At 44.4% G+C, this 15,751-nt stretch carries 13 protein-coding genes; 7 read left to right on the top strand and 6 right to left on the bottom strand.

The genetic code is table 11. The annotated features are described in order from the left end of the window. The 4 genes from psbA to RMO55_RS04900 form a co-directional block, all read right to left on the bottom strand. A partial coding sequence (gene psbA / locus RMO55_RS04915; RefSeq protein WP_310424413.1) for a photosystem II q(b) protein occupies positions 1 to 860 on the bottom strand: 860 nt, incomplete at its 3' end. Positions 861 to 1,094: 234 nt separating this feature from the next. Continuing rightward, the gene (locus RMO55_RS04910; RefSeq protein WP_310424411.1) at positions 1,095 to 1,436 is read right to left on the bottom strand and encodes a histidine triad nucleotide-binding protein; all 342 of its coding nucleotides are present in this window, start codon (positions 1,434 to 1,436) and stop codon (positions 1,095 to 1,097) included. 126 nt (positions 1,437 to 1,562) lie between these two features. Then, positions 1,563 to 2,666 (bottom strand): threonine synthase, encoded by a 1,104-nt coding sequence (thrC, locus tag RMO55_RS04905; protein ID WP_310424409.1) that lies wholly within the window; start codon positions 2,664 to 2,666, stop codon positions 1,563 to 1,565. Between the two features lie 192 nt (positions 2,667 to 2,858). After that, complete coding sequence (locus RMO55_RS04900; RefSeq protein ID WP_310424407.1) at positions 2,859 to 3,248, bottom strand: DUF2809 domain-containing protein; 390 nt, start codon at positions 3,246 to 3,248, stop codon at positions 2,859 to 2,861. A gap of 44 nt (positions 3,249 to 3,292) precedes the next feature. Here RMO55_RS04900 and RMO55_RS04895 point away from each other — a divergent pair, with 44 nt between their 5' ends. From RMO55_RS04895 to RMO55_RS04880, 4 genes are all read left to right on the top strand, one after another. Continuing rightward, the gene (locus RMO55_RS04895) at positions 3,293 to 3,988 is read left to right on the top strand and encodes a hypothetical protein (protein ID WP_310424404.1); all 696 of its coding nucleotides are present in this window, start codon (positions 3,293 to 3,295) and stop codon (positions 3,986 to 3,988) included. A gap of 21 nt (positions 3,989 to 4,009) precedes the next feature. Beyond that, positions 4,010 to 5,323, top strand: coding sequence for a hemolysin family protein (locus tag RMO55_RS04890; protein WP_310424401.1), 1,314 nt, complete (start codon positions 4,010 to 4,012; stop codon positions 5,321 to 5,323). Positions 5,324 to 5,563: 240 nt separating this feature from the next. After that, a complete protein-coding gene (locus RMO55_RS04885; RefSeq protein ID WP_310424398.1) occupies positions 5,564 to 7,282 on the top strand; it encodes a hypothetical protein in 1,719 nt (572 codons plus the stop codon). Positions 7,283 to 7,390: 108 nt separating this feature from the next. After that, positions 7,391 to 8,665 (top strand): pitrilysin family protein, encoded by a 1,275-nt coding sequence (locus tag RMO55_RS04880; RefSeq protein ID WP_310424395.1) that lies wholly within the window; start codon positions 7,391 to 7,393, stop codon positions 8,663 to 8,665. Positions 8,666 to 8,880: 215 nt separating this feature from the next. Here the strand turns inward: RMO55_RS04880 and RMO55_RS04875 are convergent, their stop codons facing one another. After that, entirely contained in the window at positions 8,881 to 9,885 is a 1,005-nt protein-coding gene (locus RMO55_RS04875; RefSeq protein WP_310424392.1) for a response regulator, read from the bottom strand. 786 nt (positions 9,886 to 10,671) lie between these two features. Between RMO55_RS04875 and RMO55_RS04870 the strand changes: the two genes are divergently transcribed. Together RMO55_RS04870 and RMO55_RS04865 are read left to right on the top strand one after the other, a co-directional pair. Then, complete coding sequence (locus tag RMO55_RS04870; RefSeq protein ID WP_310424388.1) at positions 10,672 to 11,805, top strand: ATP-binding protein; 1,134 nt, start codon at positions 10,672 to 10,674, stop codon at positions 11,803 to 11,805. A 45-nt stretch (positions 11,806 to 11,850) separates the two neighbouring features. Further along, on the top strand, positions 11,851 to 12,528 hold the full coding sequence (locus tag RMO55_RS04865) for a response regulator transcription factor (protein ID WP_310424385.1): 678 nt from the start codon (positions 11,851 to 11,853) through the stop codon (positions 12,526 to 12,528). Positions 12,529 to 12,595: 67 nt separating this feature from the next. Here the strand turns inward: RMO55_RS04865 and RMO55_RS04860 are convergent, their stop codons facing one another. Beyond that, positions 12,596 to 14,104, bottom strand: coding sequence for a GTP-binding protein (locus RMO55_RS04860; RefSeq protein WP_310424383.1), 1,509 nt, complete (start codon positions 14,102 to 14,104; stop codon positions 12,596 to 12,598). 207 nt (positions 14,105 to 14,311) lie between these two features. Between RMO55_RS04860 and ppsA the strand changes: the two genes are divergently transcribed. Continuing rightward, positions 14,312 to 15,751: phosphoenolpyruvate synthase (gene ppsA / locus RMO55_RS04855; protein ID WP_310424380.1), on the top strand; the 1,440-nt coding region annotated here is incomplete at its 3' end.

Below are 15,751 nucleotides of genomic sequence, written 5' to 3'. Positions count from 1 at the left end.
GATGTGAACCAAATGCCGATTACAGGCCATGCACCCAACAAGAAGTGGAGTGAACGACTGTTGTTGAATGAAGCGTATTGGAAGATGAGACGACCGAAGTAGCCGTGAGCTGCAACGATGTTGTAAGTTTCTTCTTCTTGTCCGAATTTGTAACCGTAGTTCAAGGACTCAACTTCAGTTGTTTCACGAACCAAAGAGGAAGTTACCAATGAACCGTGCATTGCTGAGAACAATGAACCACCAAATACACCAGCTACGCCGAGCATGTGGAATGGGTGCATCAAGATGTTGTGCTCTGCTTGGAATACGATCATGAAGTTGAACGTACCGGAGATACCTAAAGGCATACCGTCAGAGAATGAACCTTGTCCGATTGGGTAGATCAAGAATACTGCGGTTGCTGCTGCTACTGGAGCGGAGTAAGCAACACAGATCCAAGGACGCATACCTAAACGGTAGGATAATTCCCACTCACGACCCATGTAGCAGAAGATGCCGATCAGGAAGTGGAATACTACTAGTTGGTAAGGACCGCCGTTGTACAACCACACATCTAAGGAAGCTGCTTCCCAGATTGGGTAGAAGTGCAGACCAATTGCGTTGGATGAAGGAATAACTGCACCAGAAATGATGTTGTTACCGAACATTAAAGAACCAGCGACTGGCTCACGGATTCCATCGATGTCTACAGGAGGTGCAGCGATGAAAGCGATGATGAAACAGATGGTAGCGGATAGTAATGTAGGAACCATCAGTACACCGAACCAACCAACATAAATGCGGTTCTCGGTGGATGTGATCCAGCTACAAAAACGATCCCATACATTTTCGCTCTCGCGACGTTGTAAAGTAGTGGTCATTTGTATATGATTGCGATGAATTTTCAAGGTGCGGGGTCGGTTGCCTTTCCCCATGTCTTTATATTAGTGCATATATTTAGGTTTGTAAAGGTTCTTAACAATTTCTTTCTTATTCTCATTAAAAAGAGTTAAATCCTCGATCGATCGACTCGACTCAATCACTCCCAATTCGACTCAGCGCAAATTGTTGAGCGATATGTAAAGTCTAAATGGGAAAATTCATCTAACAGCAGTTTAACCTGGTGGCCAAGCCATTGTCCGTTTGCCCAGCAGATGTAGATGTAGGTGAAACACTGTCTGTCCGCCGTCTTCACCAGTATTGATGACGACTCGATAACCGTTTTCTAAGCCTTCCTGAGTGGCTACTCTCTTGACTGTTAACAAAAGATGTCCTAATAAAGCGGCATCTTCCGTGGATGCTTGGGCGATCGACTCGATCGGTTTTTTAGGGATAATTAAGATGTGGACTGGTGCTTGGGGCTGGACATCGCGGAACGCCAAGGCAAGATCGTCCTCATATATAATATCGGCGGGGATTTCCTTGCGGATGATTTTACTGAAAATGGTTTCGCTCATAGCAGCTCAGATATTAGGGTGGCTCTCGCAGAGGGTATTCATAAAGCGGCGGTTTTATTCGGGGAGAACCCCCGAAAAAAAAAAACGACAAGACATTGCCCCTAACTTTTGCTCCCTAATTTTAATTTAAAAGCCCATCGCCGCCGCGACGTTTGCCATATTTGCAGCTATTCCCTGTTGGAAAGGATTGATGCTATTCGCAATTGCTGTATCGGGATCTTTGAGTCCATTTCCAGTGAGAACGCAGACAACGGTAGAACCATCGGGCACGCGATCCTTTACTTTGAGCAATCCAGCTACCGAAGCCGCACTTGCAGGTTCGCAGAAGATCCCTTCTCGACTACCCAACCACCGATAAGCCGCAATAATTTCAGCATCTGTGACGGCATTGAATTCACCACCACTGTCATTTTTTGCGGCGATCGCATTATCCCAGTTAACGGGATTGCCAATCCGAATCGCTGTCGCTAGCGTTTCAGGATTTTTGACTCGCACGCCACTAACCAAAGGAGCCGAACCTGCTGCTTGGAATCCCATCATTTTTGGGAGGTGCTGACATTTGCCGTGCTGATAATATTGACTGAAACCCATCCAATAAGCTGTAATATTACCGCCATTACCGACTGGAATGCACAACCAATCTGGTGCGTCGCCGAGCGCATCTACCAATTCAAATGCTGCAGTTTTTTGACCTTCGAGCCGATAGGGATTGACAGAATTCACCAGAGTAACTGGATAATTGTCCGCCATCTCGCGAACGATATCCAAAGCATCATCAAAATTACCTTGAATTGCTATGACCTCAGCACCGTAGAGCAATGCTTGCGCTAATTTACCCAAAGCTACATAACCATCGGGGATCAGAACATAAGAACGCAGTCCCCCACGCACTGCATAGGCAGCGGCAGCCGCTGAAGTATTGCCAGTACTTGCACAAATTACTGCCTTGGCACCCGCTTCTTTAGCCTTAGTGATTGCCATCGTCATCCCTCGGTCTTTGAAGCTACCTGTCGGGTTTAATCCGTCATATTTGATATATACTTTCACACCACGTCCGATTTCTGCGGCGATCGTCGGTACGGGAATCAACGGTGTGTTACCCTCATGCAGGGTAACTACTGGCGTAGTCGCAGTCACGGGTAGATACGCTCGATAGGTTTCAATTAATCCCGGCCAAGCACGATTGGTATTAGTTGCGGAATTGACTTCAATTTGGGTATCTAAACTCATGATGTGACTATAACCTGATTAAGAAACGATGGGCGACTCTTGCTCATTGAAGATCGCAGACCCCGCTGATTCTACTATTGAAGCATAATTCTGGGCACTCTAGGTACGCTGGTGAGTGGTTAGATTAAATAGTGGTATGAGGGTTAAAGGGGAAAGTAAAGGGGGTAAATCGCTCTACTCCCATACACCCCCCTACCCTCTACCTAGCCGACGTACCCACAGCCATCCCAGATAACTACCAACAAAGTACGCAGGAAAATCTGACCAGGCGAAACTTGTGCCAAGTACCAATCGTCCTGGCAAAGTAGCGCGGATGGCTTGGAGCCAGGGTGGTTGATAGAGTTGGAGAAATTCGATCGCACAAGATCCCCCGCATACCCAGATGGCAGTTAGCCGAAGGTTTGCTGGGGGATAGATAAATAACACCAATAAGATCCAAAATGTCTGGTAAGCAATACTGCCCCCAGCATCATGGAAATATTCGGGTAAAATATGACTGAAGCGAATAGCATAACCTAGTGGTACGATCGCTAGTATATTAGCTAAGAAAATTAGCCGAATTGGATAAAATTTAGTAAACATCAATTGACAAAAACTGTCGCAAGTAATTTTTTATCGGGATAAGCATGAAAAAAAGTATCAAAAGCGATCGCACTTTACTACTGACCAGTATCTTACTCTTTTTTATGCTGGCAGCAGGCATTCTGAGCGGTGTTCTCGGCTTTATCTCGGGACATGAAGCACTCAAAGGTGTAACTCAACCAGATATTCGTCCCAATAATAATAAAGGTGGCAACAAACAAAATATCAATACCAAAGGTTTGGAACTGCTCCAAGAGCAAGAATTGATTGCTAATGTCAAAAAACAGATGGGCATCGAAGAACCCAAAAAAGATGCCCAACAAGCAAAAGATGCGAAACAAAAAGCATCGGCTTTTGAAAAAGCAGTAAAAAACGATCCAAAAACTGGTTTACCAATTGCCAAACTGCCGATCGTCAGAGAGGATCAGGGCATTTCGATGACCGTCAAATCGATCGAATCCAAGGGCAATAATGTTAGGATTGAAGTGGCGGTCGCCAATTATGGCAGTCAACCCATAAATTTTGGACAAGGGATTAGCGTCATCAACGATCGATCTCAAAGTGTCAGTGCTAATACTAGTGGATTGCCCAGCAGTCTCGCCGCTAGTGGCAAAGAAGTCAAAGTGATGCTGACTATTCCCAAAAATGCGCTCGATAAAGTCAAGAGTGTCTCGTTACAATTAACTGATATCGATAAAAAACTCCAACTTGAAGCCTCAGGAGTTCCCGTTGGCAAGTAACTGTTCCTCGTTTGTTTCTGTATGAACGATCCTCACCCACTGCTCGGTGGTTCGGAAATTTGGTGGCGACTCCTACTGATATTTGGGTTAATTGCGATCGATGCTTTTTTTGTGATCGCCGAGTTTTCCATCTTATCAGTCAGGCGATCGCGGATTGCCCAATTAGTGGCGGCTGGTGACGATCGCGCCAAACAAGTCCAAGATTTACAACGGGGAATCGAGCGATTGCTCTCGACTACCCAAGTCGGGATTTCGCTTTCGAGTCTAGCACTGGGTTGGATTGGCGAACGCGCTGTCGTCCAAATCTTTGCTCAAAGCTTGGAAAACATCCCACTGGCACATTCTTTAGCGATTCCGGTTACTTTTATCCTCTTGGCATATCTCCAGATTGTCTTTGGCGAACTAATTCCCAAATCGATCGCCTTAATTTATGCCGAACAGATTGCCCGCTTTTTGGGCGCACCGAGTATCGCCATCGCTCGAATTTTTAGCCCGTTAATTTGGGTACTCGATCGATCTACTAAGCTCTGTTTGCGCTTGGTGGGGATTAAAGATCGGTATGAAGATCGCGATCGAGTATCATTCAAGGAGTTACAAGCAATCGTCTCTACCGCCCGCGACTCTAGCGGACTGGCGATCGAACAACGGGAAGTCTTAACTAAAGTCCTGGAATTTGCAGATACGATCGCTACAGATGTGATGGTGCCGAGCAGCCAAATCGTTACCGTGCCTCAAACCGCCAGTTGTCAAACACTCCTGATTAAGATCGCCACAAATGGCTATTCTCGTTATCCAGTCGTCGATACATCCTTGAATAAGATTGTGGGCATAGTATCGTTCAAAGATTTTGTGCCCTTACTCGCGCAAGGCAAAGCAGCGGGACAAATCTCGATCGAGAAGTGGATTCAAAAGATCGAATTTGTCGCTGAATCAACACCTGTGAGTGTTGTCCTCAAGCAGATGCAGGCATCTGATACCCATATGACGATCGTGGTAGATGAATTTGGCAACACGGCTGGTTTGATTACTCGCCAAGATGCGATCGAGGAGATGATCGGCATGAAAGTTACCTCCGATCGTCAAACACCATTACTACAGAAGTTAGTCGATGGCACATTTCTCGTCCAAGCCCAAATCAATCTCGAAGATCTCAACGAGGAACTCAAGATCGATCTCCCATTAGCTGATGATTATCAAACCCTCGCTGGATTTTTGCTCGACAAAATGCGGCAATTCCCCCAAGATGGCGAATCCTTAGCATATGGTAACTGGCATTTTACAGTAGTTTCTACGGTTGGGCCGAGGATCGATCGAGTTCGCGTGCGACAGATATAGCAGCTAGTAGTCTACTGCGTAAATAAAGAGACTATTCATCTTCATACTGTGTTTTGGGCATACTTACTAAATAATCTAGTGAGTTATGGGCTGATGCGACGAAAAACATTAACACCACAGGAAAAGTCTCCACGAGATCGGGAGGAATATCAATTTAAACTATTATTTTTACCGTATTTTTCTTTTGTTACATCAATTGCAATTCCATTTGCATTTGTGGGCGAGATAGCTGTTCTGTTTTTGACAAATGCACGAACCAATCAGATTATTCCGACTTGGATTGTTTGGTTGTTATATATTTCAGTCTTCCCTTTACTATTTACCTATCTTATTGTAAGTACAATTAAGATTACGCTCACCTCAGAGGGGATTTCTGGTAGCAATATTTTTTGTCGTCGCCAATACATAGATTGGCAAGCAATAACCTTAGTCAAACCTTATTGCTTGTTTGGAATTAGATGTTTATCTGTCAAAACAGTAAGTGGTAAAAATATTCAACTTACACCCCATTTTCATCAAACGGATCGAATGCTCGATCGAGTCCGAGAATTAGCTGGTGAGGAACATATATTAGTCCGCGCATTAGAAAAGGAATTGTCTCGTCCTCGCCGCGAACTGACTAAACTATGGTTCAGAGCGATCGGATCGATTGCATTGACGATTAGTATCTATTTAGTTGCTGGAAATATGTACGCTGCCGATCGAGAAAAACCCTTGGAAAGCGCGATCGCAAATTATGTTCGTCAACATCCTAAAACTGCGCCAAACCAGTCGGCGATCGAGTTACAAGCTTTGATGACTAAACTAGGGCTTTCGGTAGAGAATTTTGGGGATGGCAGCAAGGCAAAAGTCAGACCAAAAGAATCAGAAGTTACTGAATGGAGAGCAATCGAACCAACTATCGGAAAATATGTAGATAAACAATTAGCTAAAAATGAAGATTCGATCGAGCCAGTGCCTAGTAATATATCAAAATATCTAAGAGCGCATCAACCCGATCTTGCCGCGATCAAAACTCATTTAATAGACAATCCTTTACCACAATGGGGTCTGGATACAGCTTGGATCGAGAGGAGTAATCTCCAGGGTGGCGATAGTCCATTATCACCACTGATGAAATATTTAGATCTCATGAATACCGAGAACTTACTAATTATTAATATTCTCGACAAACAGCAATTACCAAACACCGATATTTCCAAAGATTTAGCGGCAATCGAGAAAATCCAGCAATCTCTTCAGGTTCAACCATCATTTCTGGGACAGTTAGTTAGCCGAATTGGAGAGAAGAAAATTAGTAGATTAGTCCGACAAATAGATAAAATTCCTAGTGACTGGGGAAATAATTTATTCGATCGCATCCGTCACGAACAAATGCGTAGCGCGATCGAAGGTGAGTCAATGATTACGAGTAGGGCACTCCAAGATTCATATCTGTTTAATCAGCTATTAATTTCACTGGACAGTCCATTACGATTTATCCCAGGATTTTACCAACTAGCACGTCCTCAGATTCGATTATTTGCAGTGGAACGTTATGCAAAAACTCAAGCAGGGCTAGCCTATTGGGGCAACCAAAATATCTGTCGTACCGATGGTAAGACTGGGATAATAGAATCGCGGCCCTTATTCGGTCTGGCTGATGATGCATTATTCATGCCCACATATGTTACCAGTCAATATTCAAAGGTTTTAATTAACGATTTAAGATGGGAATTAGCAAACAGTGTACGACAAGTTCGAGCTGAATTAGTCATGGGCGAAAAAGTTAATCTATTAGCTAATAAATTTAATTGGCGATCGACAATATGTCCTCGCGAACAATGGACAGCCAAAGCGACAGAGGGAGCTGTGACGATCGCTTTCAGTCATCCACCCGACTGGAAAGCTTTGGATGTAAACAAGTCCAATGATATTGAGCTACTGACGTACAAAATTAAATCGATCGATCGAAAATAGACACACTTCTACAACTCTCCATTCCCAACTCCGCTCGACATGGAGTAGCAAATATGGTGTAGCTTGGATCGTAAATCGTGTATTGAATATCTAGCGTCAGCCTCACCAATGATTAATCACCCAATTCACCGTAGCCAGTTACCAAACGGTATTACAGTTCTGACGATCTCGAATCCAACTGCGGATATTGTCTCTGGGCGATTTTTCATTCCGGCGGGGAGTCGCTGGGAAACGCCCGAGCGCGCGGGATTGGCACAACTGTTGACATCTGTGCTGACGAAGGGAACGGAACGGTTATCGGCGTTGGAGATTGCCGATCGAGTAGAATCAGTTGGGGCTGGGTTGGGATTAGATACAACGACAGATTATATCAAGATGAGTCTGAAGACGGTTAAGTCAGACTTGGTAGACATATTTAAGTTAGCTGGAGAGATACTTAGGACTCCAAACTTTCCCGAATCGCAGATCGAACTCGAACGCAAGTTGATTCTTCAGGCGATTAAATCCCAAACAGAGCAACCGTTTAATAATGCCTATCGACAATTGCGGACGGCTCTGTATGGCGAACATCCCTACGCTCGATCGAGCCTAGGAACTGCGGCTACGATGGGGCAAATCACCCGTCAGGACTTAGTTGATTACCATCAGACTCATATTCGCCCCGATCGCCTAATTATCAGCCTCGCAGGGCGGATTACGCCGGAGGAAGCGATCGATTTAGTGACGCAAGTGTTTGGCGATTGGGAAATACCTGAAATTGAGCTGCCGCTCCTCGCACCAGAGTGTGTCACGACTCAACCCCAGTATCAAGTAGAGCATCAATCGACCCAACAAGCGATCGTCATGTTGGGCTATCTCGCTCCAGCCATCCACGATCCTGATTGCATTGCGCTGAAATTAATCGATAGCTATTTGAGCAATGGGATGTCTAGTCGCTTGTTTGTCGAGCTACGAGAAAAGCGGGGACTAGCCTATGATGTATCTTCATTTTATCCGACCAGGTTAGATACTTCCCACTTTGCGGTGTATATGGGTACAGCCGCCAGCAATACGCGGGTTGCAGTGAGTGGATTGAGAGCGGAAGTCGATCGGTTGTGTCTAGAACAACTGTCAGCAGCCGAACTCCAGACTGCGAAAGATAAGCTACTCGGACAATATGCGCTAGGTAAACAAACGAACGGACAATTGGCACAAACCTATGGCTGGTATGAACTATTAGGACTGAGTGTGGATTTTGACAGTCAGTTCAGCGAAGCAATTCAACAACTCACTTCAGCTCAGTTACAAACCGCAGCCGATAAACATCTCAGCGAACCCTATATTTCGATCGTCAGTCCACAGGAGGAGGGGACAACGGGGCAACGGGGCGACGAAGGGAACTAAACTTATTACTTATTACTTATTCACTATCGCGATCCTAAATGAGAAGCGTAACCCTAGAGGGCGGGCATGAAGCGGCGTTTTTATTCTGGGGTTCCCCCCGAATAAAACGACGCAGAATAAAAAAACGACAAGACAGCACCGCCCCTAAGAGTTAACGTTACTAATTCTCATCCTGAGAGGCTACGCCAACGGAACTCAAATAGGATTGCTATCCACTATTCACTATATTTATTAAGTATTCTTAGTACTTCCGTATGAGATGCTGGCTTGGTCAAAAATTCATTTGCACCTAAGAGTTTGGCGCGCATTCGATCGAACAAACCATCTTTAGCGGTTAGAATAATAACTGGAATATTTTTGAGCGATGGTGTTTTCCGAATTTGTTCGCAAATCTCATAGCCATTAGAAATCGGCATCAATAAGTCCAAGAAAATTAGATCTGGTTTATTCCTGATTAAGGTGGTGATAATTTTCAACGGATCTTGGACACCATAAGAACGATAGCCTCGATCGACCAGGAATTTCTCTAGGTTTTTATAAACCAAAATACTATCATCAATACAAGCAATTAGTTTTCCAGTGCAATTGGTTGTTTGGCTGGAAATATTGTCAGGTATCTTGCGATCTCTATTAGTTGCTTCAGTTCGATCTACTTGAACTTGGGCAGATAATGAGAGGTCGATCGATCCTGACTTTAATAAAGGTAATAGAACCTTGGTAAAATCGAGTAAATTCTGTCGATGATGAATGGCTAAACTGCGGAGCGATCTTTTGCCATCGATCGATGGCAAAAGATCTGATAAAAGATCGCTCTTAGTTATTCCTGACAACTGCACTGAATTCTGAATAATTGGAAAGCGGCTGGGGCAATAATCTGCTAATCCAGCATTTTCCCATTCTTGCCAAGCTTGAATGGCTTTAATTAATATCGGCTCGATCTCTAGCAATGGTAAATTAGGGTTTAATTTAAGATTACTCAAATCGATGGAAATAAGTTGATAAGATAGCCGATTTTTAGTGACTTGGCAGAGCTGAATGATATCGAACAAAACTTCTACTGCTACCGATTGTTGCCCTATAATATTGGATTTTAATAATGCTCGATCTTGACGATCGAGTGATAAATCTAAGTTGACGATCTCCAAATTTCGCTGCCAACGATCGATTGGATCGATCCCACCACTAATCCAAGCTAACTGTCCTAAGTTAAAAGAAAACATCCAATTAGGATTTGATTCTATTTGAATGATGAGATTTCCACTTGAGGATTTCGATCTAATTTCTTTGAATTGAGAGATTAGATCTCGAAAGCTTAGATCGTTTTTGTTGATTTCCACCAAGTTATTATCTACAGTCACCAGTTCCGTGAGCTGCCCAATTAAATATATAAACTATAGTTTTAATTACTGCGTTTTAATTCACTTGTAGCTATATTAGATTTAAAAAAATATCCAGACTCTGCAAAATTTGACCTTTTTAAAGTATAAAACAACAGGCTGTCAGCTCACATTTCACCATTACATCCACCCTAGCATAATTGCCATGTAATGTACCATCGATCGTTCCTATTCTAGTTTTGTAGTTAGATTTGAAATTGATCGTCTAGAGTCAAAGAATGCGAGCATCGAGCAATGCTGTAAGGGTAAAGGCGATCAGCAACTATCGATCGAAGACTACATGACAGATATTTATTGATTGCCTAATTATTAATCTAGCCTGATTAAATCTCAATCTAATGATAAAGGCAATACTTTGCCGCAAATTTAAACGAATATATCAATTCACGTATGTATCATGTTCGATTGAGATCGTCATCTTTAAGTAGGTTGATGTAGATAAAATATCGTCATAAGTAGATGTTTGGCGATCGATATCTTACTTCACCAGTCAAGATCGCACCCGCTCGATCGACAACTAGTTATTTAGATATATATTTTTTGATATATTTATTAAATAATGTCTGGGGTTAGCTTGTCTCTCGATTCTCTTTCAGAGCGGCTACGCCAATGAGTCCAATCAGAGAATCTGTTACAATGTGCAATATGAGGATTGACAAAATAGAGAAATTCTTTAGTGGAGCCTCTCTCCTGGAAAATCATCCGCGCTGGATCGTCGGAATATTGGTTGCTGTCATCCTAAGTTTAGAAGTAATATTACCCAATGAATATATTGTGGGCTATGGCTATATCGTGCCGATTTTGTTTGCCAACTATCGCATCAACTCTCGTTGGGGTAAGTGGATAACAGTTATCGCTGTTTGCCTGACGTTACTATATTGCTTCGATATCGAGGATTTGCAACTAGCGCAAATCTCTCAAATGGTATTCTTTAACCGCATCCTGGCTGTCTGTGCCCTGATGATCTCTTATTTCCTCAGTATTAAAGTCCGAAGTTACAGCGAACTAGCAGCCAATTTTCAAGCAAAACTCATCGTCCAATCTAGATTGGGGGAAATAAAAACGGATTTTACGGCTAGCCTCGTTCACGATCTCCAAAATCCGCTGTTTGGTGCGATTGAAACAATTAACACCTTTTTACTGGGTGATTTTGGTGCAGTTACTACCGAACAAAAACATGCTCTAGAGGTGATGAGTCGCGCCCACAAAACGAGCATTCACAACTTGCAAACCATTTTAGAAACCTGTCACAACGATAATCATGGCTTGTATCTAAATTATCAAATTAGCAATCTGGAGCTAATTGCTACCGATGCGATCGATACGCTGATAAATTTAGCAACTAATCGTCAGGTGCAGATCGAGTTGGTAAATGAGAGTACGACTAGTCAAGTAGAATGCGATCGAGGCAAGATCGATCGGGTGTTTACCAATCTGTTGCTCAATGCCATCAATCAATCACCTCCACAGAGTAAGATCGTAGTATCGATCGGTGAAGAATCAACTCAATACTTAGTTCGAGTTATCGATTGCGGTAGAGGTATCAAGACGGAGGATTTACCCCACATCTTTGCTAAATTTTATCAAGGTTCGATCGGTCGTCGGGCTAAAAGTGCGGGGTTAGGATTATACTTAGCACGCCAGATTATTGAAGCACATGGAGGTACAATAGAAGTAGAAGCAAAAGTAGAAAAAGGTGTTACTTTTTTATTCACCTTGCCTAAGATAGCGAGCGAAGCCTAAGATAAGATCCGTACTCGCAAACACCGCAATCTTTACTCCCCTAATATGTCTACAATCCGCATTTTGCTAATTGAAGACGATGAACTATTTCGACTGGGATTATCAACTCGGCTGATGAGAGAGGCTGACTTGACAATCGCCGCAGAAGCAGAGGATGGAGAAACCGCAATTGAGTTAGTCAAAACCGATCTGTCGATCGATATCGCGATTCTGGATATCGGCTTACCAGGTATCGATGGTTTGGAAACTTGCCATCAGATGCGGCTCCATCGTCCAAATTTACGAATTTTGGTTTTAACGTCCAACGATCGGTCACAATCAATCGAAGATTTGATTGCAGCTAACGTCAATGGTTATTGTCTCAAAGGAATGGCTTCAGATTCGATCGTGCTAGCGATTCGATCGATTATGGCTGGAGCTTCTTGGTGGGATAATACCGCCAGTCATGAAATTTTTAGCGCGTTTCGCGAGCCGCCTAAATTGACATCACCATCGCTCGGCAGCGAATCTACTGCCATTCTCACTAAACGAGAGCAGGAAATATTAGCTCTGATCTCGATAGGTAAGAGCAATCAAGAAATTGCCACCACTTTATACATCGCGGCTGGCACAGTTCGCGTTCACGTACATACAATTTTGAGTAAACTCGGCGTGCGCGATCGGACGCAAGCCGCAATTCTAGCAATTAAAGATGGTCTTGTCGATCCACATCTGTTGAAATAGACCTCCTGTGAAATTTGGTGTTGCTCAATTGAGGATTCGGGATTCGGAGTACGGGAGAGCTTATTTCTTACTCTCGATCGATCCCGATTTTTTCAATCGCCCGCTCGATAAAAGTTGTTAGAAACTCATCTTTGCGATTTAATTGAAACTGTTGTTGTACCACTTCAGTCATTCCCCCATCGCCCCACGAGCGATCTCGATGAAAGTATTCGATAAAACTGCGCCCAGCAATTCTAGTCAGATATGCAGCAGTAATGCCTTGAATCCCTTTCCCTAGCGCGTAAGTAGCCACATTCACGGTTAAAGCTGTAGATATCAATTGAATCGCCCCTTTGACAATGCCCAAGCTAGTCAGGGTTTTACCAAGGGAGAGTGCTAATTCTTGGGCTGTCTCTTTATTTAAGTCGCAGCCGTAGATCTTACCAATCTCGATAATCATTTGGGTATTAATTGCGGCTGTCGCGAGGAAATCGATAACTGGTAAAGGAGTAACCGTGACGACTCCCGCACCAATCCACTGAAATCGATTTACTACTCGCTCGGATTGGCGGCGGCGTTGTGCATCGATCAGTTCCCGTGCTTCGGCTCCCAGACGGTGAGATTGAAGTAAAATGTTATCTGCAATCAAATCTTCTCCCTCCGCTCTGAGTAAGGCTGCGAGGCGGCGCACCAGCGGTAAAATGTCGGGGTCTGGAGTAAACATTTCTCCCGATTCTAACCGCACGGGTTGGGGATTAGCGGCGATCGCGATCACATCTTGGGATTCGATCTCTTTTTGGACGCGGCTTTGGAGTTTGGCGACGATCTTATCTCGATCGACTGGTGGATATAGATCGGTTTTGTTGAAGATTAATAGCGATCGTTTCCCGATTTCGGCAAGTCCCATCAGGGGAATATATTCTGACGATCTCAGGTCGTTATCTACGACAAATAATAACAGATCGGCGGATGTTGCCAACTCTCTGGCGATCGCTTCTCGTTGTGTTCCGGCGATACCAGCTTCTAAAATACCTGGTGTATCGGTAAGTAAGATTTGGCGATCTAAACCTTTCAATTCCAGGATATATGTTTCGCCTCTAGTTGTCGTGCCCATCGGTGCGCCCACTTCCCCAACAATTCGGCCGATAATGGCGTTAATTAGGGAAGTTTTCCCTGCAGAACCCGTACCAAATACGACTACTCTAATTTGTCCTCGTGCTAAGTTTTCGGCGATTTCTCGCGATTTTGCTAGTAAGGCTTGACGGGTGACTTCATCTTGAATCTGCTGCAATTGGAGATCGATCGCTTGCAGATTTACAGATGCAGCGGCAGTTTTTTCAACGGGAACTTTAGGCAATTGTGGTGGTTTCGTTGATGATTTCCCCCACCAACCTTGAAAAATTCCCAGATAGTAAATTATTGCCCCGATCGCGATCCCAATTAACAATAATATCCCAATTAAAATTGGCGTTGCCAACCACGGAGTCGTCCAACTAACTTGAACGTAGAGGGCATAGATTGAATTAATTAACCATAGTGCTAAAATCGCCGTCGAAATTACGGCAATTGCGATCGTCCACGAACGGGGTAAACGCATAGTTGAGTTAATTGATAATTGGGCTTTGAGGACGGGGACTGAAAACCTGGAGCAGTCGCTCCTGCTCACTGTTCATTATGCTCGATCCCAGCGGTTGAACTTCGGATCGCCATATTATCGATCGACCTCACAATTTCCTCAACTTGTCGATCTAGAATTGACAATATGGCCGATCTGCTTGGCTCATTTCGATCGGAGGACTAGACTATGCTCGATACCGCTCCCAGATTGATGTCCGAACCAGCTCGCGCTCAAGCATTTATTCTGTGGTTTGACGAAGTTAGCATTGCCGATATCCCACTGGTCGGTGGTAAAAATGCCTCTCTGGGTGAAATGATTGGCAAACTCGCGCCCAAAGGCGTAAATGTGCCGAATGGGTTTGCCACCACTGCGGCTGCTTACCGCTATTTCATTGCCCAAGCGGGTTTAGAGCCTAAACTTCACCAGATTTTTGCGGACTTGGATGTCGATAATCTCCAAAATCTGCGACAGCGGGGGGAACAAGCTCGATCGTTGATGTTGAATACGCCTTTCCCACAAGAATTAGAACTGGCGATCGCCAATGCTTATGCCCAACTTTGCGATCGATATCCCAGCTCTACAACAAATTGCGATATTCTTGCCCCAATTCACCCCGATCTAGTTGAAGATTGTCTCCACAATGCAGACGTAGCCGTGCGATCGAGTGCCACCGCCGAAGATCTGCCCGATGCGAGTTTTGCCGGACAACAGGAAACTTATTTGAACGTCCACGGGGTCAAGCAAGTCTTGGAAGCCTGTCATAAATGCTTTGCCTCGATTTTTACCGATCGAGCGATTTCGTACCGGACAGCGCGGGGATTTGACCATCTGAATGTGTATCTTTCTGTTGGAGTGCAGAAGATGGTGAGATCGGATTTAGCTGCTTCGGGGGTGATGTTCTCAATCGACCCTGAAACCGGATTTAGAAATGCTGCTTCGATCTGTGCGGCTTATGGGTTGGGTGAAAATGTCGTCCAGGGTGCGGTAAATCCCGATGAATTCTTGGTGTTTAAACCCACGCTCACTGATGGTTTTCGGCCGATTCTCCAAAAGCGGTTGGGGAGTAAAGCGATTAAAATGGTTTACGATTTGGGCGGATCGAAACTAACTAAAAACGTACCTGTAATTGAATCCGATCGTGCTAAATTTGCGATCGATGATGATGAAATTCTCACCCTGGCGCGGTGGGCAGTAATTATCGAGGATCATTATTCAGCCGTGCGAGGCACATATACGCCGATGGATATTGAATGGGCGAAGGATGGTGAAACCGGACAACTATTTATCGTCCAGGCGCGTCCTGAAACCGTCCAGTCCCAGAAGTCCGCGAATATTCTTCGTAGCTATCGCTTTACCTCATCTCACGAATCTACCATCCCCGCCTTAACCATCGGCAGTGCTGTCGGCGAACGCATCGGGCAAGGTACAGCACGAGTAATTTTTGATGTCCATCAGATCGCCGAATTCCAGCCTGGAGAAGTATTGGTCACGAATAAAACCGATCCAGACTGGGAGCCGATTATGAAAAAGGCGGGCGCGATCGTCACCAACCAGGGCGGGCGCACCTGTCACGCCGCGATTATTGCCAGAGAAATGGGGATTCCGGCGATCGTTGGTTGTAGTGAT

Source organism: Chamaesiphon sp. VAR_48_metabat_135_sub, from assembly GCF_031418915.1.
Taxonomy (GTDB): Bacteria; Cyanobacteriota; Cyanobacteriia; order Cyanobacteriales; family Chamaesiphonaceae; genus Chamaesiphon.
This window is presented reverse-complemented; position numbering and strand designations above follow the sequence as displayed.